The sequence below is a fragment of the Marinobacter arenosus genome (genome assembly GCF_019264345.1).
Lineage (GTDB): Bacteria > Pseudomonadota > Gammaproteobacteria > Pseudomonadales > Oleiphilaceae > Marinobacter > Marinobacter arenosus.
This window is the reverse complement of the sequence record NZ_JAHVAO010000001.1, coordinates 653,026-672,888: the sequence shown is the minus strand read 5'-3', so window position 1 is coordinate 672,888 and position 19,863 is coordinate 653,026. Positions and strand designations below refer to the sequence as shown.

The 19,863-nt window shown below is 54.0% G+C and carries 15 protein-coding genes; 12 read left to right on the top strand and 3 right to left on the bottom strand.

Annotation, left to right across the window (positions count from 1 at the left end; genetic code table 11):
• The first annotated feature begins 20 nt into the window (after nucleotides 1-20).
• Nucleotides 21-2,618 carry a Fe/S-dependent 2-methylisocitrate dehydratase AcnD gene (acnD, locus tag KXD86_RS03025; RefSeq protein ID WP_218634607.1) on the top strand — a complete coding sequence of 866 codons (2,598 nt, stop codon included), beginning with the start codon at nucleotides 21-23 and terminating at the stop codon, nucleotides 2,616-2,618.
• Nucleotides 2,615-3,793, top strand: a complete 1,179-nt coding sequence (prpF, locus tag KXD86_RS03020) for a 2-methylaconitate cis-trans isomerase PrpF (protein WP_218634606.1) — start codon at nucleotides 2,615-2,617, stop codon at nucleotides 3,791-3,793. The genes acnD and prpF overlap by 4 nt, the downstream gene beginning before the upstream one ends.
• A 69-nt stretch (nucleotides 3,794-3,862) precedes the next feature.
• Here the strand turns inward: prpF and KXD86_RS03015 are convergent, their stop codons facing one another.
• Nucleotides 3,863-4,597, bottom strand: a complete 735-nt coding sequence (locus KXD86_RS03015; protein ID WP_218634605.1) for a THxN family PEP-CTERM protein — start codon at nucleotides 4,595-4,597, stop codon at nucleotides 3,863-3,865.
• A gap of 285 nt (nucleotides 4,598-4,882) precedes the next feature.
• On the opposite strand from KXD86_RS03015, the gene KXD86_RS03010 reads away from it, so the two are divergent.
• From KXD86_RS03010 to KXD86_RS02965, 10 genes are all read left to right on the top strand, one after another.
• Nucleotides 4,883-6,367, top strand: coding sequence for a bifunctional 2-methylcitrate dehydratase/aconitate hydratase (locus KXD86_RS03010; protein WP_218634604.1), 1,485 nt, complete (start codon nucleotides 4,883-4,885; stop codon nucleotides 6,365-6,367).
• A gap of 684 nt (nucleotides 6,368-7,051) precedes the next feature.
• Nucleotides 7,052-8,464, top strand: coding sequence for a TIGR03013 family XrtA/PEP-CTERM system glycosyltransferase (locus tag KXD86_RS03005; protein WP_218634603.1), 1,413 nt, complete (start codon nucleotides 7,052-7,054; stop codon nucleotides 8,462-8,464).
• 62 nt (nucleotides 8,465-8,526) lie between these two features.
• A complete protein-coding gene (locus KXD86_RS03000) occupies nucleotides 8,527-9,168 on the top strand; it encodes an XrtA/PEP-CTERM system exopolysaccharide export protein (protein WP_218634602.1) in 642 nt (213 codons plus the stop codon).
• Nucleotides 9,169-9,219: 51 nt separating this feature from the next.
• Nucleotides 9,220-10,749, top strand: coding sequence for an XrtA system polysaccharide chain length determinant (locus tag KXD86_RS02995; RefSeq protein WP_218634601.1), 1,530 nt, complete (start codon nucleotides 9,220-9,222; stop codon nucleotides 10,747-10,749).
• Nucleotides 10,746-11,642 (top strand): P-loop NTPase family protein, encoded by an 897-nt coding sequence (locus tag KXD86_RS02990; RefSeq protein ID WP_228739308.1) that lies wholly within the window; start codon nucleotides 10,746-10,748, stop codon nucleotides 11,640-11,642. Before KXD86_RS02995 ends, KXD86_RS02990 begins: the two co-directional genes overlap by 4 nt.
• 55 nt (nucleotides 11,643-11,697) lie before the next feature.
• The gene (locus KXD86_RS02985; RefSeq protein ID WP_218634600.1) at nucleotides 11,698-12,921 is read left to right on the top strand and encodes an outer membrane beta-barrel protein; all 1,224 of its coding nucleotides are present in this window, start codon (nucleotides 11,698-11,700) and stop codon (nucleotides 12,919-12,921) included.
• Between the two features lie 39 nt (nucleotides 12,922-12,960).
• Nucleotides 12,961-13,830, top strand: coding sequence for an XrtA system polysaccharide deacetylase (locus tag KXD86_RS02980; protein WP_218634599.1), 870 nt, complete (start codon nucleotides 12,961-12,963; stop codon nucleotides 13,828-13,830).
• Nucleotides 13,831-13,840: 10 nt separating this feature from the next.
• Nucleotides 13,841-15,166: a FemAB family XrtA/PEP-CTERM system-associated protein gene (locus KXD86_RS02975; protein WP_228739307.1), complete on the top strand. Its 1,326-nt coding sequence runs from the start codon at nucleotides 13,841-13,843 to the stop codon at nucleotides 15,164-15,166.
• A gap of 26 nt (nucleotides 15,167-15,192) precedes the next feature.
• Complete coding sequence (locus KXD86_RS02970; protein WP_228739306.1) at nucleotides 15,193-16,284, top strand: glycosyltransferase family 4 protein; 1,092 nt, start codon at nucleotides 15,193-15,195, stop codon at nucleotides 16,282-16,284.
• Nucleotides 16,285-16,494: 210 nt separating this feature from the next.
• Complete coding sequence (locus KXD86_RS02965; RefSeq protein WP_218634598.1) at nucleotides 16,495-17,319, top strand: polysaccharide deacetylase family protein; 825 nt, start codon at nucleotides 16,495-16,497, stop codon at nucleotides 17,317-17,319.
• On the opposite strand, the gene KXD86_RS02960 is transcribed toward KXD86_RS02965, so the two are convergent.
• Nucleotides 17,299-18,468 (bottom strand): ATP-binding protein, encoded by a 1,170-nt coding sequence (locus KXD86_RS02960; protein WP_218634597.1) that lies wholly within the window; start codon nucleotides 18,466-18,468, stop codon nucleotides 17,299-17,301. The genes KXD86_RS02965 and KXD86_RS02960 overlap by 21 nt on opposite strands.
• Before the next feature lie 8 nt (nucleotides 18,469-18,476).
• Nucleotides 18,477-19,652, bottom strand: coding sequence for a carboxylate--amine ligase (locus KXD86_RS02955; protein WP_218634596.1), 1,176 nt, complete (start codon nucleotides 19,650-19,652; stop codon nucleotides 18,477-18,479).
• Between the last annotated feature and the right edge of the window lie 211 nt (nucleotides 19,653-19,863).

Here is a 19,863-nt window from a genome sequence, read left to right as displayed (position 1 = left end):
CCTGACATGAGTTCCTACCGATGAATACTGATTACCGCAAAGCGCTTCCGGGTACTGACCTGGACTATTTTGATACCCGTCAGGCGGTGGAAGACATCCAGCCTGGCGCCTATGACACGCTTCCTTACACCTCTAGGATCCTGGCCGAGCAGTTGGTTCGCCGGTGTGATCCGGAGATGCTCACCGCTTCACTCAAGCAGCTGATCGAGCGCAAGCGCGATCTGGATTTTCCATGGTATCCGGCGCGTGTGGTCTGTCATGACATTCTAGGCCAGACCGCCCTGGTTGACCTTGCGGGCCTGAGGGACGCCATCGCGGAGAAAGGTGGGGATCCCGCTAAAGTGAACCCTGTTGTGCCAACCCAGTTGATCGTCGACCATTCGCTGGCGGTAGAGCACGCGGGTTTTGAAAAGGATGCGTTCGAGAAGAACCGTGCGGTGGAAGACCGTCGCAACGATGACCGTTTTCACTTCATTAACTGGACAAAAACGGCCTTCAAGAATGTGGATGTGATCCCGCCCGGCAATGGGATCATGCACCAGATCAATCTGGAGAAAATGTCGCCGGTGGTGCAGTCCCGTGACGGTGTAGCCTTCCCGGATACCTGCGTAGGGACCGACAGCCACACGCCGATGGTTGATGCTCTGGGTGTCATCTCTGTCGGTGTGGGTGGCCTGGAAGCCGAAAGCGTGATGCTTGGTCGTGCCTCGATGATGCGCCTGCCGGACATCGTCGGTGTGGAACTGACGGGTAAGCTGCGTCCGGGCATTACCGGTACCGATATGGTACTGGCGATTACCGAATTCCTGCGTAAAGAGCGGGTTGTTGGCGCGTACCTGGAGTTCTACGGCGAGGGGGTTGACAGCCTCACGGTCGGCGACCGCGCCACCATTTCGAATATGACGCCAGAGTATGGTGCGACAGCGGCCATGTTCTACATCGATGGCCAGACGATTGACTATCTGAAACTGACCGGACGTGAGGACGATCAGGTTGCCCTTGTCGAGAAGTACGCCAAGCACACAGGACTCTGGGCTGACAGTCTGAAGCAGGTCGAGTATGAGCGGGTATTGAAGTTTGACCTGTCCAAAGTTGAGCGCACCCTGGCAGGCCCCTCCAACCCGCATGCACATCTGCCAACCTCCGAGCTTGCCAAGCGTGGAATTGCCGGTGAGTGGGAGCAGGAAGAGGGCAAGATGCCCGATGGTGCGGTGATCATTGCAGCAATCACCAGTTGCACCAACACCTCGAACCCCAGGAACATGGTGGCAGCGGGCCTCATTGCCCGCAACGCCAACAAGCTGGGCCTCACGAGGAAGCCCTGGGTGAAGACCTCGCTGGCTCCTGGCTCCAAGACGGTGAAAATGTACCTGGAAGAGGCCAATCTGCTACCAGAGCTTGAAGACCTTGGCTTTGGCGTCGTTGCCTTTGCCTGCACCACCTGCAACGGCATGAGCGGTGCGCTGGACCCAAAGATCCAGCAGGAAATCATCGACCGGGACCTTTACTCGACAGCGGTCCTGTCCGGTAACCGGAACTTTGACGGGCGGATTCACCCTTACGCGAAACAGGCATTCCTGGCCTCTCCGCCGCTGGTTGTCGCCTATGCGATTGCCGGAACGATCCGTTTTGATATCGAGAAAGATGCGCTGGGTTATGATCAGGACGGTAACCCGATCACGCTGAAAGATATCTGGCCGAACGATGAAGAAATTGACGCGATTGTGAAGGCGAGCGTCAAGCCGGAACAATTCCGCAGTACCTACATCCCGATGTTCGACATCACTCGCGATGCCCGGGCGAACACCAATCCGAATTACGAATGGCGCCCACAGAGCACCTACATTCGTCGTCCTCCCTACTGGGAGGGTGGGCTTGCCGGCGAGAAGACCCTCAAGGGCATGCGCCCGCTGGCGATTCTGCCGGACAACATTACCACTGACCACCTGTCGCCCTCGAACGCCATCCTCGCCAGCAGTGCGGCCGGCGAATACCTGGCGAAAATGGGCTTGCCGGAGGAAGACTTCAATTCCTACGCAACGCACCGCGGCGACCACCTCACGGCCCAGCGTGCAACCTTCGCCAATCCCAAGCTGTTCAACGAAATGGTCCGGGATGAGAATGGCAACGTGAAACAAGGCTCCCTGGCCCGGATTGAGCCGGAAGGAAAGGTAACGCGCATGTGGGAGGCGATTGAAACCTACATGGAGCGTAAGCAGCCGCTGATCATTATTGCCGGGGCAGATTATGGTCAGGGTTCTTCCCGCGACTGGGCGGCCAAAGGCGTAGCCCTGGCAGGCGTTGAAGCCATCGTCGCCGAGGGCTTTGAGCGCATTCACCGCACGAACCTGGTGGGTATGGGTGTGATGCCTTTGCAGTTTGAGGAGGGCACGACTCGCCAGACTCTGGCACTGGATGGCACGGAAACCTACGACGTCGAGGGCGTCGCCTCGCCGAAAGCCGAGCTGACGCTGGTGATTCATCGTAAGAACGGCAGCACCGAGCACGTGCCCGTGATCTGCCGGCTCGATACGGCGGAAGAGGTGTCAATCTACTCTGCCGGGGGTGTGCTTCAGCGATTCGCTCAGGACTTCCTGGAGGCGGAGGGCGCCGCATGAGCTTTCCAGCGCAAATCAGAATCCCCGCCACGTATATGCGTGGCGGAACCAGCAAGGGCGTGTTTTTCCGGCTGCAGGATCTGCCGGAAGCCGCCCGGGTTCCAGGTAAGGCCAGAGACCAGCTCCTGCTGAGAGTTATTGGCAGTCCGGACCCCTATCAGAAGCAAATTGACGGAATGGGCGGGGCGACGTCCAGCACCAGCAAAACGGTGATTCTGGCTGAGCCTACCCAGCCTGATCACGATGTGGACTATCTTTTCGGGCAGGTGTCCATCGACAAGCCGTTCGTCGACTGGAGCGGAAATTGCGGCAACTTGACCGCCGCGGTCGGCGCATTCGCCATCAACGGTGGGTTTGTATCGCGAGATCGCATTCCCGACAACGGCTTCTGCAAGGTCCGTATCTGGCAGGCCAACATCCGGAAAACCATCGTCGCCCAGGTACCAATTACCAACGGGGAAGTTCAGGAAACCGGTGATTTCGAGCTGGATGGAGTGACCTTCCCTGCGGCCGAGGTTCAGGTGGAATTCATGGACCCCGCCGACGGCGACGGAGCCATGTTCCCGACCGGCAATGTGGTTGACGAACTGGAGGTTCCCGGGGTCGGTTCACTCAAGGCTACGATGATCAACGCGGGAATCCCGACCATCTTTGTGAACGCCGAGGATATCGGCTACACCGGGACTGAATTGCAGGATGACATCAACAGCGACCCGAAGGCCCTGGCGATGTTTGAGACGATTCGGGCCCACGGTGCCGTGCGAATGGGGTTGATCGAAAACATTGAGGAAGCGGCGAATCGGCAGCACACTCCGAAAGTTGCCTTTGTCAGCAGTCCGGCGGACTACACCTCTTCCAGTGGTAAGCGGATCGGTGCCGGAGACATTGATGTTCTGGTCCGAGCCCTGTCAATGGGCAAACTGCACCACGCCATGATGGGTACGGCTGCGGTTGCTATTGCGACGGCGTCCGCCATTCCCGGAACACTAGTGAACCTGGCGGCCGGCGGAGGCGATCGGACTGACGTGACCTTCGGTCACCCCTCAGGCACCCTGCGGGTCGGCGCCGAGGCACAACAAGTCGATGGGGAATGGACGGCCACCAAGGCTGTCATGAGCCGCAGCGCGCGGATACTCATGGAAGGTTGGGTGCGTGTGCCAGGAGATTCTTTTTAGAACGTAGTAGCAATGCAGTGGCATCCCAACCAGGGGTGCCACTGCCGTTACTTTCATTCAAGCAGTCGACTACGCCCGTCTCCACACCTTCCGTGAGAGAAAGCCCAGCAAACTCAACACGACGAGCAAAAAGGACGAGGGCTCAGGCACTTCCAGTGCGCTGGACCGAATAATACCCGAGAGCAGGGAAGTACTCGTGGTCCGCTCCTGGGTCCAGAGTGCGTGAGCGAGTTCGCCATCCTGGAAGAATCCGGTGATATCAAGGTAATACTGCCTCGAGCCGAATGAGTAGTACGAAGAGCTGGACGGATTCAGGGCCAGTGTGACACGGTCAGCGCAGCCATACTGATTCAGGGTCGACTCTCTGGATTCGCCATTGCCGCACGCCTGACCTTCAGCCGGTGTATTGACGGTTTCCCAGTGATCAAACTGGAAAACGGATTCCAGCAACTGGTAGACACCGTTAAAGTTTACGGTAGCAGACACCTTGAGTTCGGCTCCGGTCAACGGCGTCCCGCCGATGGGGTGGTTGAAATGCGTGAACTCACCCAGGGCAAACGCTTCTCCGTCGCTGGTGTGAACCGCCGAGGCGGCAGTGCCGGTGAACGAATAGCCACTCTGGTAATCGGGGGTGGAGTTACCCCACTTGACGGTATCCGTGTTCAGGCCTGAGACCACCGGGGCACCGGGTGTCACGTTTATCCAGGTCCCAGTAACATCTGAGATTTCAATGGGCGACGCGACCGCCAGGCCCGAAGCAAAAGCCGAGCTCCATAGCAATAATTTAAAGGGAGAATGTGTCATAGCAAAGCACCCCTGTAGAGTGAAACGCTGCTTGAGAGCGAATGACAACGGCTACTCCTGAATACGAACGCAAAGTGGATACCAATTCCGAAATTCTTGCTAAAAAACAGAAGGGTTTCGTCAGCACCGGGAAAGTGCTGCGTTTGCAAGGAGTGTAGGTTGTAAAAAAGTGTGACATCGCTCACGTTTTCGGTGGCACAAGGAGGGAGCGAAAACATCGTTTATTCACACAACAGTGAACTAGGCTTCTAGCTATGAAGCCTGGCCGTCGAGGAGGAAGCGACCATGACCGACAACAGCGATAAGAACGAGCGCCCGGAGTTTGATGAAGTCCTTCAGACCATCGCCGACTATGTGCTGGATTACGCCATAGACAGTGCCGAAGCCTGGCGAACCGCCCGATACTGCCTCATGGATACCCTTGGCTGTGGCCTGCTGGCCCTTCGTTTCCCCGAGTGCGCAAAGCATCTGGGGCCTATTGTGGAGGGCACCGTGGTCCCCCATGGTGCTCGGGTTCCCGGTACGTCATTTCGTCTGGATCCCGTCAAAGCGGCCTGGGATATTGGCTGCACCATTCGTTGGCTTGACTACAACGATACCTGGCTGGCAGCGGAATGGGGGCACCCCTCGGACAATCTCGGCGGCATCCTGGCCGTGGCAGACCATCTATCCCAAAGACGGGTTGCTCAGGGGCAAGCGCCGCTGACCATGCGCTCTGTTCTCGAGGCCATGATTATGGCGCACGAAATACAGGGAATTCTTGCCCTGGAGAACTCCTTCAACCGGGTGGGCCTCGATCACGTTGTACTGGTAAAAGTCGCTTCGACAGCGGTTACCGCGAAACTGATGGGGGCGAGGAGGGAGGAACTGCTCTCTGCGCTTTCTCACGCCTGGGTTGACGGTCAGAGCCTGAGAACCTATCGGCACGCACCTAACGCGGGCTCTCGAAAATCCTGGGCTGCAGGGGATGCAACCTCGAGAGCTGTTCGTCTTGCGGACATTGCGTTGCGCGGGGAGATGGGGATTCCCGGGGTATTGACGGCCTCTCAATGGGGGTTCTATGACGTTTCGTTCAGTAAAACCAACAAGGATCAGAAGCTAAAGCCGGATGGCGAACGCCGATTCACGCTGCCGCGCTCGTTCGGGTCTTATGTGATGGAGAACATCCTCTTCAAGGTTTCGTTTCCTGCCGAATTTCATGCCCAGACCGCCGTTGAGGCTGCAGTCACGTTGCACCCTGAGGTTCAGGCCAGAATCGAGGATATCGACAAGGTGGTCATCACGACCCATGAGTCTGCGATTCGAATCATTTCCAAACAAGGTGCACTGGCCAATCCGGCGGATCGCGATCACTGTCTCCAATACATGGTCGCGGTGCCCTTGATATTTGGCAGTCTGACCGCCGATCACTACGAGGACAGCTTTCACGAAGCCCATCCGATCATTGATGACCTGCGCGACAAAATGGAGGTTGTCGAAGAACCTCGATATTCGAAAGAGTATCTTGAGCCCGAAAAGCGCTCCATTGCCAATGCTGTCCAGGTCTTCTTCAAGGACGGCAGCAGTACCGAGAAGGTGGCCGTGGAATATCCGATTGGCCATCGCCGGCGCCGGGAGGAAAGTATTCCTCTGCTGGAGGAGAAATTCAGCGCTAACCTCCGTACCCGGTTCCCGACCCATAGGGCCAGGCAGATCGTGGAAAGCTTCGCTGATCATGAGGTACTGGAGGGCATGCCCGTGCACTTGTTCATGGACCAGTTCGTGATTTGATTCGGGTCGCGGGAATTTATCTCTCGGGGTGGGACGTCGAATAATTTTACGGGTGAGGGCAAAGATAGCTTGCTGTTCTGAAGACTAGTGTCAGGAAACAAGCCCACAAACATGAGGACTCGGCTGGGTGGTACAGCCTATGCACATTACTTTCCGTGGCTGTGAGGTAGAGCGGGAGGGTTTATGGCCGTCACTGGCGCTGCGAGGCGTGCTGGCATCGTTACGCTGATCGTTACAGGATCTTTCACGGGAGTGCCTGCCGCGCCAGTTTTGGATGCCGATTCCTTGCAACCGCCTTCGGTATCGTCTGGGCAGGAACCGCGCCTCGACCTTTTAGCCATCGATGGCCGGCGGATTGAGAACGATGACGCTGGCTTCAAGCCGGCAGAAAGTGGCCCGAAACAGAGGGTATGGACATCTTCATCCGGCAACACTGAGGCGCTAGGTGAATCCGCAGAATCGGTCAGGGAACCGGGGTCATTTGCGCTGTTGGGGCTCGGCCTTCTGGCGCTTCTGCTCCTCGGGCGCGCGGGTAGGAGGCGCTGAGCGGCAGCGCTGCTTTTTGGCTGGCAATTGACCATGAATCATTGAAGTTACAAAAAATTACAGTAAACTCTGGTGTATTGAGTTCCCTTTGCAGTGGATGCAGGGAGCGTGCTCGGTTGAACATCAAAAGGAGTTGACGTGGCCCACGTCAGGCTGTTCCGGCATTATATACACCTCCCCTTCGTTATTCTGGGCCTGATTGATTTCCTGGTATTGGTCTTCAGCTTTCTGCTGGCTGTATTTTTTCGCTATTTTGGCGACGCCGGGTTTTTTCTGGACAATCTGGCCTTCCTGCTTCCTTCCGCCGTGGTCTTTGCTGCCGTCAACCTCCTGGTCATGATCTCTATCGGGGTCCATCAGGCCAGACTGGAAGAGGGCATGTCGGGAATGATGCTGAGGACGATCCTTGCGCTGATCGTGGGTGTACCCGTTGCCGGCTTCACCTATCTGCTTGCCAGTGAGTGGCTGTGGTACCTCGGCTCGAGCGGCGTACTGACGGCGGCCTCGGTGTTCGGATTTTTTATGTTGGGAATCGTGCGCTCCGTTTTCTTTGCCATTGCGGGCAAAGACGCGTTCAAGCGCAAGGTTCTTGTCCTTGGCTCGGGGTTTCGTGCAAATCAACTCCTCGAGGACTTGAAAACACCTTTCAACCGAAAAGGCTTCAGTCTCAGTGGCTTTGTACCCCTACCCGGGGAGCAGAGGGAGGTTCCGGAAGAACACCTGATCTATCCGGCTACGACTTTGCAGCAATACATCCACAAGCACCCCGTCAGTGAGATCGTCGTGGCCGTTGACGATCGAAGGAAAGGGCTTCCGATGGAGGATTTGCTGGAGTGCAAGATGGAGGGTGTAAAAATTGTTGACGGTGCGACCTTCTACGAGCGGGAGTCCCGTAAGGTGGCCCTGGAAATGATTTCCCACGGGTGGTTGGTGTTTTCCGATGGGTTCTCTGTGTCCTCTGTATTTGGCATCGGGAAACGGTCGCTGGATATTCTTGCAGCGACCGCACTGCTGATTGCCGGCTTGCCATTCATGATTCTGACCGCAATCGCTATCAAGATCGAAGATGGATTGAAATCACCGGTTTTCTACAGCCAGGAGCGGGTTGGTTTGAATGGGCAGGTGTTCAAAGTGCATAAATTCCGTTCGATGGTTACAGACGCTGAGAGGAATGGAGCCGTATGGGCCAGCAAGAACGACGCTCGCGTTACGCGGGTGGGGGAGTTTATTCGCAAGGTTCGAATCGACGAGTTGCCTCAGATCTTCAATGTATTGAACGGCACCATGGCCTTTGTCGGCCCCCGGCCAGAGCGGCCGGTATTTGTTCAGCAACTCTCGGAAAAAATACCGTTCTACAGTGAGAGGCATCGTGTGAAGCCGGGAGTCACCGGATGGGCCCAACTCTGCTTCGCCTATGCTGATAATGAAGAAGATACGCGGGAAAAACTTCGCTATGACCTCTATTACATCAAGAATCAAAGCCTGCTTCTTGATTTGTTGATTATAATTCAGACAGTCGAAGTGGTATTGTTCAAAAAAGGATCAAGGTAGTTTCGGGGTTACGCTGTTCCCGAGATATGGAAAGAAGCAAGGAATTGTAGAGAGGATTTACAATGTCACGGATGTACTCCCTTCCAGGGCTTGCCCTGTTGTTGACGGTTACCCTGATTTCAGGATGCGCCGGTCACTCACCCTCATCCAGAGACAAAATTCAACGGGCGCTGAGTGTCAATACGGCGACCAGTGTTGAAGAATATGTTCTCGGAGCCACGGACGTCGTTAAGGTCTCGGTCTGGCGTAATGAAGATCTCAGTATCGAGGTGCCGGTTCGTCCTGATGGCAAGATTTCCGTTCCTCTCGTTGGTGATGTGCAGGCAAGTGGTCGAACACCGCAGGCGCTTGCCGATGATATCGAAAGTAGCCTGGCACGTTACATCCGCCAACCTCAGGTCAGCATTGTCGTAACATCGATGGGTAGCCACGAGTACACCGATCGAGTGAGAGTCACCGGTGCTGTTGAGCAACCTGTATCGGTGCCGCACCGGGCAGGAATGACCGTGCTTGATGTTGTGCTTGGTGCTGGCGGCACGACGCCCTTTGCGGCCCTCAATAAATCCATGCTTTACCGAAAAGTTGACGGCGAGGTTATCGCCATTCCGGTTCGCCTGGAAGACATATTGAACAATGGTGATGTCGCAACAAATTACGCGATTCGGCCGGGAGATATTCTTAGTATTCCGGAGCGGAATTTCTAAGCGACCAGAATCTAAATGGGTCTGTGTTAATCCAAGAGTGAGTTATGCGCCATGGCACTGCCTCTGTCCGAGTTACCAGTCGAAATCGTCAAGGAAGTACGGTCCAGAAAATGGCTGGCCCTGCTGCTCTTCATCATCGTGAGCTTTGGTGTTCTGGCTGCAGGCTTCCTATGGCCCTACAAATATCAATCTGAGACGGTCATTTTCATTGACGATCAGAATATCATCCGCCCGTTGATGGAAGGCAGTGCGGTTGCAACCGAAATTAATGACAGAGCGTCGGCAGCTCAGGAATTACTCTGGAGTCGAAGTGTGATCGAGAAAATCGCCAAAGACGAGGAGATCTTTGGCGAGGGGGCCGCAGACGTCGAGCGCCCGAGGCTTGAGGGCCGGATTTTTGGCTTAAAAGAGAACCTGTCCGTTGTTCCCCGTGGCGACAGCTATTTCGCGATAGTCTATCAGGCAGGGTCGCCAATGCGAGCGTTCCAGGTTGCCCAGCGTATGGGGCAGCTCTTCATTGAAGAAACGAACGAAAGGAAACGCTCGGAAAGCCGGAACGCCTACGAGTTCATCAATAATCAGGTACGCAGCTATGAGCGTCAGTTGGCCCAGGCCGAAGAGCGCTTGCAGGCATTTCTCTCTGAGAACGTCGATGGCACGGAGGGCGACGCCAATGATCGCCTGGATAATCTCAGGAGTCAGCTTGAGCTTGCCCAGTTAGAAAAATCGGAACTCGAAGCCCGGGAACAATCACTGGAGCTTGAACTGAATCGTGTGAATCCCACGATACGGCAGGGCAGAACCCCGGATGCATACCAGACCCGGATCAGTTCTCTCGAAGAGCAACTGGATAATCTGCGCCTTCGTTATCACGATACTTATCCCGATATCGTGATCCTGCGGGAACAGCTTCAGGAGCTGCGTCGCCAACGTGCGAGACAACTTGCTGAGCAAAGTGACGAGCCCCAGCCAATTGGAGATGAATCCCTGTCGAACCCGGTCTATCAGGAGATCCAGACCGAACTAACGTCCACCAGAGCGGATATACAGACGCTCAATTCCCGAATCAACAGCTTCAGACAGCTCCTTTCGGAACAGGCCAAGCGGATGGAACGCATCCAGGAAAACAAGGCCCAGTACATGGAGCTAACGCGGGACATGGAGGTTAACAAAGAGATTTATGATGACCTGCTCAAGCGACGTGAACGGGCGAGGGTTTCCATGTCCCTGGATGTTGAAGGTCAGGGGCTGAATTACCGAATTAACGAAAAGGCGCAGTACCCTCTATCGGCATCAGGCCCTGGGTTCCCGCTGTTTGCAGCCGCCGGGCTCTTTTTGGGATTGGCGGCACCGTTTGGTCTTGTTGCAGGGCTCTTGCAGATCGATCCGAGAGTAAGAGCACGGGAACAACTCGAGGAAACCATTGAGTTGCCGGTTTTGGTACAGCTTCCGGAAATAAGAACGCCGTTTGAGCAACGGCGGGACCACAGGGTAACTGTGGTGGTTGGAGTTATTGCCGTGGTTGCCGTGGTTGTCTACTTGAGTGTCGCCGGAGCCGCGCTGATGGGAGTGATCGGATGAATGACCAGAATAGCAAAACGGGTTCCCTCAAGGATTCGGAGAAAGGCCAGTCAGTCGTTAGTGGAGACAGTAGTCGTCAGGAGGACAATTATTGGCTGAGGAACAAGGATGAGTTAAACAAGGATGGTGTCCCTTATTCGGAGTGGGATGACTCCCGTATGCTCGTCCCCAGTTCCCTTGAGCTCGGCCCCGGCGCGGTGGACCGGTATGTCATCAGCAAGCAGATTGTCCGAATGCAGGAGCCTCGAAGGTTAACTGCGGACGACATGGATGAACGCCGGATCATTTACCCTGAATCAAGCAACCGGGCACTCGTCAACCGCTTCCGGGACCTTAGGACCAAGTTACTCGAAGCCTCAGGCGGTAACAATTTCACGATTGTCGTAAGCGCGACAAATCGGGGAGCGGGTGCATCATTCGTGGCGCTCAATCTGGCAGCGGCCTTTGCGTTCGATCAGTCCAAGACTGCCGTCGTCATAGACTGCAATCTTCGGGAGCCAACGCTTCACTCTACGCTCGATATCATGCCGGAAACGGGGCTCACCGATTTTCTGGATGATCCTGATTACGACATTGCCAGGATTCTATACCCTACAGGCATTCCTCGTTTGCGACTTATACCCGCAGGGAGTCGTCGGGAGACACCGAGCGAATTTTTTACCTCCTTCAGAATGAAACAGTTCCTCCAGGCGGTGAGGCGCCGTTATCCAGACCGCTTCATTGTGCTCGATACTGCGCCTATTACTGAATCGCCTGACGCCAGGATTCTCTCGGAGCTCTGTGATTACGCGATGCTGGTTGTTCCTCATGGACGGGTTACTCCTAATCAAGTGGAGCAGGCCGCCCTCGCGTTCAATCCGCAAAAATTTGTCGGGACGGTGATTAATGGTTAGACAGGGATTGTCAGTACTCAAAGGGCGGTACGGTTTACTCATTTTCGGACTCTGGATGAGCTCATCGGGCCACGCAGTGGCAGCTCCTGCCGTCTTCTCGGTCGGGCTGGATTCGCGCTATACCAATAATGCTACGCAGGCTCCTTTCGATGAGGAATCGGACCTGGAATCGAGGGTGTTTCTAGGCGTTCAACATACATCCGATCCTGGCAACTGTAATTCTGATCTGGCTGCGAGAGTTGGTTATAGCCGCTGGCTTGATGAAACGTTTTCACCGGAAACTACCGCCAATGCTGATTTTGAGGGAGATTGTCGCCTGGGTAGTAATCTGGTTTGGGAGGCTTCGGACTATCTCAGAGACGTCACCCGGGACAGTCGGGTAACCAATACTCCCAACAACCGAACACAGAAAAATGTCTTTCGAACCGGTCCGGTGCTCACATTCAGGTTAGGCGCAGTGGATGAGCTCTTGCTCTCTGCCTCCTACGAGAATACGGAGTTTCGGGAACCTGAACAAAAGGACGGGGAACGGTACAGCGGCTCGGTCGGTTGGAACCATTTCTTCAGTCCCTCATTGACGGCTGGACTGCGAGTGAGTGTAGATCAGTCGGAGCTCGATACTGAGGAGGAATTTGATCGGCTCACTGTCAGCGCTCCTTTCAGGAAAACTTGGGCTGCAACGGCCCTGAGCGGCGCATTGGGCTATGGCCAGATTGAATCCTCGCTGCAAAACAGTAGTCCACGGGAATACGACAGCTTCGTTGGCAATGTGTTATTGGTTCGTCAGATAAATGTCACTACAGAACTTGAAATTGAAGCGAGTCGAGAGCTCACCGATCAAACGTCCGATTTCGATGCTCGCTTTGATGATTTTATTTTTAATCTGGATCAGACAAGTGCTGTCGAGGTCACAGCCTTGCGGTTGGGTACAAATAATGATCTTGGCGCCGCTACCTTTGACATTGGACTGTTTGCAAATCGGTCAGACTATCTTGATATCGGCATTGAAGAGGATAGCGCCGGTATCGATGCGTTCTTTCGGCGCCCGCTATCAGGCCAGTTGAATTGGACCGTGGGGGCACGCTATGAATTGTTCCGTTACAGCGCAGACGATACCGAAGACGATGTCATTCGAGTCAATACCGGAATCGATTTCCAATTGAACAGACAGCTCAATTTCGTGACCGTCTTGGGCTATGAAACGCGTACCAGTGATGTGCTGATCCGGGAGTTCGATGAAGCCTGGGTCCTGGTTGGTGTTGAATATCAGTTCCGCTGATGCATCCAATGACGGTAACGCGAGACAAGGAAGACTGCCATGCAGACACCGATTCAGAATGCGCTCACAATCGACGTAGAGGATTATTTTCAGGTAGCAGCGCTTTCGGAGGCAGTGCAACGGGATGACTGGTCCTCCATGGAATACCGTGTCGAGGCAAATACCGATCGTTTGCTCGAGCTCTTCGATAGCCACGGTATCAAGGCCACATTTTTTACCTTGGGGTGGGTGGCTGAGCGATCGCCGGCTCTGGTTCGTCGGATCCAGAACGGTGGCCACGAAATTGCCAGTCACGGTTACAGTCACCAGTTAATCTATGACCAGACACCTGAGCTATTCCGCGAAGAGACGCGCCGGTCAAAAAAGATCCTCGAGGATATCACTGGTGAGCCGGTAACCGGTTACAGGGCGGCCAGCTATTCCATCACATCCGCATCTCGTTGGGCGCTGGATATTCTTTGTGACGAGGGCTTTACCTGGGATTCCTCTATTTTCCCTGTGCATCATGACCGTTATGGAATGCCAGGGACCCCGTTCGAGCCTTACAAGTTGAGGGCCCCGGGTGGCGGCGTATTGACGGAGTTTCCTCTCTCGACATGTCCCTTGGGCAATTATCGGCTACCGATCGCCGGAGGAGGCTACTTCAGGCTTTTCCCTTATTGGTTCAGTCGGTGGGGATTGGGGAGGATCAATAGGGCGGGGCAGCCATTTATTTTTTACCTTCACCCCTGGGAAATTGATCCTGAGCAGCCACGAATGAAAGTCAAAGCGTTCTCGCGTTTTCGCCACTACAACAACCTTGATAAGTGCATGAGTCGGCTTGAAAGCCTGCTGGGGGACTTCCGCTTTGGCCCCGTATCGAGTGTTCTGTCCGATGCGAAAATTTCTTCCCAGGCTGTTGCCGTATAAGGGCGCTTAAATGAGTAGTCTGATGGGAAGCGAGATTTCTGGTGCGAGTGTGGAAGATCAGAAGCGTCGTCTTGAAGGTCTGAAAAATGAGAAGGGGCGGCTGAGTCATCTTGTGGGTGAGGCGCGTAAAGCCGGGAAAGACGCGGATGTCTGGCTCTCCGGGCTTCGCGAGGTATCCCGGGAGGTCAAGGCGCTCCAAAAATTAATCAAAAAGCAGCTCAACGATGGTCAGACCGATAGAAAATGGGTACCCGAACCCATTACGCCTTATCCATCGATCTCTGACAGCTCCCTAGGTAAATCGGTCAAGGTAATACCCTGTACCGGAGCGTTAGAGGGAAAGGCTGAGGCGTATGTTGGTCAGCACCCCGGTGCATCAGTGTGGCATCGGCCTCGAGTCACATCCTTTGTCGAACAGACATACGGCCATCAGGTCCGTTATCTCTGCGCCGTTACAGATGACGGTGCGTTGGTTGGTATTCTCCCCGTCGTCCAGCTCAGAAGCCGTTTGTTCGGGAATTTCATGGTTTCCATGCCGTTCTTCAATTATGGCGGGTTACTTGCGGACAGTGCCGAGATAGCCCGTGAGCTCATTTCTGCGGCAGACCAATGGAGACAAGAGGAAGGCGCCACGCATCTGGAGCTCAGGTTCCTTCAGAACAATGAGCTTGGCCTTCCTCAACGAACAGATAAAGTAACCTTTTGGTTGTCGTTGCCTGCTCAAAGCGAACCTCTCTGGAATAGCTTCAAACCCAAAATCAGGGCTCAAATTCGCCGTGGCGAACGTGAATTGAGCAGTTTCAGTATCGGGGGCTCAGAGCTTCTGGATGAGTTCTACCGGGTTTTTTCAGTCAATATGCGTGACCTTGGGACACCGGTGTACAGTCGCGGTTTTTTCAGGAATTTACTCGCGTGTCTTGACGGGCAGGCCTGGCTGGTCGTGGCACGCATTAACGGCAGGGCCGCAGGTTGTGCATTTCTAACAGGTTACCGGGACAGGATGGAGATTCCTTGGGCATCCACTCTTAAGAGATACAGCCACACAGGGATTAACATGATTATGTACTGGAAAATCCTTGAGTTTGCTGTCGAGCAAAAATTCTCGGTTTTTGATTTCGGTCGCTGCACTGAGCATGCCGGAACCTACCGATTCAAACAGCAATGGGGCGCCCACCCGATTGCTCTTTACTGGGACTACGTGCTGCCCAATGACAAGAGACTCCCTGAACTTAATCCGAATAATCCGAAGTTCCGACTGCTGATCGCAGCCTGGCGCAAGTTGCCGGTATGGGTTGCGAACCGTTTGGGGCCGCGCATTGTCAGGGTACTGCCGTGATGCTTGCCCGGCCAGAGAGAAGCATCTTGCATTTGATCGATACGACGGGGCCTGGCGGGGCCGAGACGGTCTTTATCGATTTACTCAGGGCCCTAGAGCAGACAGAACTGAGGAACGTGGTGGTTTTAAGAGGGGAGGGATGGGTCGCGGATAAGGTGCGTTCCATCGGGATCACGCCCCATTTTATTGACTCGAAGGGAAGTTTTAACCTTGGTTACATCCGCGCACTCAGGCATTTAATTACGAGTGAGCAGATTGGACTGATTCACGCACACCTCCTGGGCTCAAATGTTTATGGCGCAATGTTGGCCTTAATCTGCCGAAAACCGATGATTGCGACGTTCCACGGAGCCGTTGACGTTGCTGACGGAGAGCGTTTTCTTAAGGCCAAGTTTTTTCTGATCGGTCTTGGAGCTTCAAGGATAGTGTGCGTTTCGAAACGTCTGGAGAAAGAACTTACCGCCAAAAGCAATCTACCCGCTCGCAAACTGAAGCTCATCTATAACGGAGTGGATCATTTACCGTTTCTCGGAGAGTCGAGGGTCGATTTACGGCAGGAGTTGGGGTTGAGGCCAGAAACAACCCTGGTTGTTTCTATCGGAAACATTCGCCCTGCAAAGGGCTACGAGTATCTGGTAAACGCGTCGATACTCATGGCGGAATCGGATCCCGACATTCATTTTGTGGTTGTGGGACACCAAAGAAAAGGGCTATTCGAAGAGTTGACCCGTCAGATCTCCACGGCGCCGCATGAGCCAAATATTCACTGGCTCGGATTCCGAGAAGATGTGGCCGACATACTCAGGCAAGCGGATATTTTTCTTCTGCCCTCTGTCTCGGAGGGCTTCTCTATCTCTACCGTGGAAGCCATGATGGCCGGCGTACCGGTTATTGCTACGCGCAGCGGCGGCCCGGAGGAGATTATTGACGACGGAAAAACCGGTTTCCTGATTCCCATCAGAGATCCCGCTGCCATTGTCTCCGCCATAAAGAAGCTCACAGCGACAGAGATTCGAAAAGCGGTTGTTCCCAGTGCTCGCAGTATTGCAGGCCAAAAGTTTGGTCTGGCGACTATGCTTAAGGAGTACCGTGGTCTCTATCAACAACTCATCGGCTAGGGCAAGATGCTAAAGAACCTCGTTCTGAAGCTAGCCAACTTAGTTGGCGAAACCGGTCTTTTTCAGGTTCTTTGTCCGGGAAGCGTCCCGGTGTTCATGCTCCACAGGGTCTCCGACCTTGGGGAAGAACGGCTACCCGGATGTATGACCGCAGATATACTTCGCTCCCATCTGGACTACCTTGCCAGGAATGGATATCGGGTCCTTTCCATGGATGATCTCCGGGCGGCGTTTGATCACCACAAACCACTTCCTTCAAAGTCCGTCATGTTCACCATCGACGATGGATTCTTTGATCACCACGATATTGCTGCCCGAGTGTTCAAGGAGTTCGGTTATAGTCTGAATTTTTTTGTGATTACAGGCTTTCTGGATCGCAACCTCTGGCCATGGGACGATCAAGTCGCATATGCACTTCACCGCTCCAAGAAAGAGGTGATCGATTTAAGGCTTCCTTCCGGAAAGGAGTTAACGATTAATCTTCGGCACGATGACATCGGCGACGTTGTTTATAGTCTTCGAAGCACGTTAAAGAAGGAAAGCCAAAGTGATCTCTATGCATGGCTAGAAAAGGGCCTTTATCCGGCGCTCGGCGTTGAATATCCACATGAGATTCCCACAAGCTACCGGCCGATGTCCTGGAGCGATGCGCGAACTCTGCGGGATGCAGGACACGGCGTGTACCCGCATACTTGTACTCATCGAATCCTTTCAACGTTGTCTGTTGACGAGAAACAGTCCGAGATAGAGATGTCGATTCGACGGGTAGAGGCGGAACTAGATTACCTACCGGATATTTTTGCATACCCTACCGGACGTCGGTCCGACTATGATCAGCTCGATATTGAACGGCTCCAAAGATCCGGAATAAAGCTGGCGTTTAACACCATTCCCGGTTATGTTCGGGCGGATCGGAATAGTCTCGAATTGCCCAGATTCTCCTTACCATGCGATTTCGATGATTTTCGCCAGATTGTGAACAGGTTTGAAGCTTTCAAGATGAAGGTGCGCGGATTAGCTAAACTTCCTGCGTAGCTTCTTTTCGGCTCTGCGCGAGATGTTCTTGATAGCGTCCCATGAATATTTGCAGGCCGGGATTGGATCCTTCCAATAGAACAGTGCGCCAACCCTGGGGCGTAGGAGCAACCTCAGGTACAGGAAAAAGATTGAGAGGAGATTTTCTCTGTCCTCCAGCCTGGCAATCAAATCACCGAAAAAATTCCAGTACACCAGGTTATTGCGCTGCGAGCCAAATGCTACTTTTTCGCCATAGGCAACTTGAGCGCAGGCAAGTATGTTGTTGATACCACAGCGTGTATCGAACCAGTTGCACATGCCCAGGCGAGGATTGGTTTCGATGTAGAAGTACCGTCCGGAAACGGGGTCTCTCTTGAATTCGATCATGGCCGGCCCGCAGTAATTCAATGCCTTCCCGATCTTTTCGCATTCCTCGCGGAGCTCTTTGTTTTCTCTGCTGATAGCCAGCGAGGTAACGCCATAGTGTGACGGCATCGTCCCCAGTCGCTGAAAGACAAAGCAGGCGCTCATTTCCTTCTGCTGATTGAAGGTGACGTTGCAGACCCAAAGGTTGTCGTCGTTACCCTGAATCACTTCCTGCCCAATGAACCGTTCCATGTAGCCTTTGAAGCGGGTTCGGAAGTTATCTAATTCCACCTCTGAATAAAGAATAACGTTTTTGGCGCCCAGTATCCGGTAATCCCTGAACGTGCGGGGCTTAATAATCAAGGGGAAGGACTGGGGGGCGTCATCGGTGAGCTCGTAGTAAGTTTTGGGCAGAGAAATCTCGCCATTTTCCATTGCCTTACATTCAAATTTCTTGTCGTTCAGTATCCGGGTTGTTTCCGCTGTTGGGACAATGAGGTGTTGTTTTGCATAGCCTTCGCTCTTGAGTTCTCCAAGTAATTCGGCAGAGCTGTCCGAGCAGGCCAGCAAAACGCCGGGGCCGGACTCGTCGATGAACAACTGGTCGAGAATTGGCCTGATGTCACCCAGAGAGGGGGAAGCCGGCAACACAAAGGTTCTTTCACTGAAGCGGCTATAGGTACTAAGGTCTGAATGTTTGGTGATCAAGGTATAGGATTTGAGCCCGGCGTGGGCGGCCGATCGTATCGCACCGAGACCGTTGAGTCCGTTAGCAAGAATAATGACGTAGGGTGACCCCATGGATATTGTCATCCCCTCAAGGCGCGAACGTACTGTTTTAGCTCAAACCAGAATGGCTTGAGATCATTCCAGCGATTCACCTCATGCCTGGTTCGAGCGCCAGGCTTCAAGAATCGAAAGATCTCAATCAGCTTCTCTCTGGCAGAGTATTTGGACGTAGGCGATTTCAGAACTATGAAAAGCCTATCCAGATCCCCAAGTATCCACCTTACCCGCCTGTGTCGCCATACGACTTCCGGGGGGCGCTTGTTCGTACAAACCAGGTACAGCCACCAGGGAAAGTCGATACCCGAATCAATGGCCAGTTGAAGGGAGCCCCAGAATCGAGGGTTAACTTCCATCAAGTAGCCCGTGCCGTTGTGGTCGACCCGGAACTCCACCATTGCTACGCCATGCCAGCCGACACTTTCCAGGAGTTTCTCGGCGGATACCCTCAACGAATCGTCCAATGGGGCGGACTCGCTCAAGACGCTCACACCACCTCCGGGCGGCTTTTCGCGGAGCCTGCGATGCGAGAAATAACATACCGCTTTCCCTTGGTGGAAAAGGGCAAACACGCCCTGACCAGTGCCTTCTATAAAAGACTGAATGGTGAACGGATGTGAAAAAAATGTGTGGGACTTTAGTAGGGCTCGAGCGTCTTCCGCGGAATCGGCGATAAGAACTCTGGTTGAAGTGATGCTGTCGTTTTCCAGAATTTTTGATTTGAAAGGCTTTAAAACAATGGGGAAACGATCTATCCCCTCCAGTTTTCTCAATCCTTCATCAACGTTGTCACAAAAAGAGGTGCTGGGAATAGGGACTCCGATATTTGCAGCGAATCTGAAGAGCTCGTTCTTATTCGCAAGTTGCTCGACTGCCTCTGTGCTGGGAAAGGGTAGGGTTACGCTGTCTGGCAGCTCTTCGCGATACAGAAGCAGGGCGTACGTCGTTGCCTCGGTAATGGGGAGAAGGAACGAGATATCGTGTTTTTCGATGAGCTCCAACAGAGCCTTGAAAAACAGGCGGGGTGACCCGCACGGGTCCGGATAGGAGACCATTCTGCTGCAATAACGGGACAAACCAGCCATTGAAGTTGCGGAGCTTTCCCCGACAGCCACCCACAAGTCTCTGGCCCCGAGTGACCTCACCGCTGCAAGAGATGCCCGCTGGTTCCCATCAAGCACCAATATTCTGGATTCCATGGATAGCAACGTCCTTTGTTGGTACCAAGCTCACGATGCGGGTCTATATTATCATTGATAATGGCGTCGAATACTATTAGGACCAGGCCTCCCGGCGTGATCCGTCCGTTTCGTAATGCGAGCTGGAGTTTTTCGGTTGGTTTTCTCAAGACCTTTTACGCTGATTAGTTGAGGTATGGCATGATACGACTTACAACTGACTTTCAGGGAC

Coding starts and splice junctions, on each gene's coding strand:
- KXD86_RS02965 (WP_218634598.1), top strand. CDS start 16,495: ATGGATGATCTCCGGGCGGCGTTTGATCACCACAAACCACTTCCTTCA.
- KXD86_RS02960 (WP_218634597.1), bottom strand. CDS start 18,468: ATGGGGTCACCCTACGTCATTATTCTTGCTAACGGACTCAACGGTCTC.
- KXD86_RS03015 (WP_218634605.1), bottom strand. CDS start 4,597: ATGACACATTCTCCCTTTAAATTATTGCTATGGAGCTCGGCTTTTGCT.
- KXD86_RS03010 (WP_218634604.1), top strand. CDS start 4,883: ATGACCGACAACAGCGATAAGAACGAGCGCCCGGAGTTTGATGAAGTC.
- KXD86_RS02995 (WP_218634601.1), top strand. CDS start 9,220: ATGGCACTGCCTCTGTCCGAGTTACCAGTCGAAATCGTCAAGGAAGTA.
- KXD86_RS02985 (WP_218634600.1), top strand. CDS start 11,698: ATGAGCTCATCGGGCCACGCAGTGGCAGCTCCTGCCGTCTTCTCGGTC.
- KXD86_RS02980 (WP_218634599.1), top strand. CDS start 12,961: ATGCAGACACCGATTCAGAATGCGCTCACAATCGACGTAGAGGATTAT.
- acnD (WP_218634607.1), top strand. CDS start 21: ATGAATACTGATTACCGCAAAGCGCTTCCGGGTACTGACCTGGACTAT.
- prpF (WP_218634606.1), top strand. CDS start 2,615: ATGAGCTTTCCAGCGCAAATCAGAATCCCCGCCACGTATATGCGTGGC.
- KXD86_RS03000 (WP_218634602.1), top strand. CDS start 8,527: ATGTCACGGATGTACTCCCTTCCAGGGCTTGCCCTGTTGTTGACGGTT.
- KXD86_RS02955 (WP_218634596.1), bottom strand. CDS start 19,652: ATGGAATCCAGAATATTGGTGCTTGATGGGAACCAGCGGGCATCTCTT.
- KXD86_RS02975 (WP_228739307.1), top strand. CDS start 13,841: ATGAGTAGTCTGATGGGAAGCGAGATTTCTGGTGCGAGTGTGGAAGAT.
- KXD86_RS02990 (WP_228739308.1), top strand. CDS start 10,746: ATGAATGACCAGAATAGCAAAACGGGTTCCCTCAAGGATTCGGAGAAA.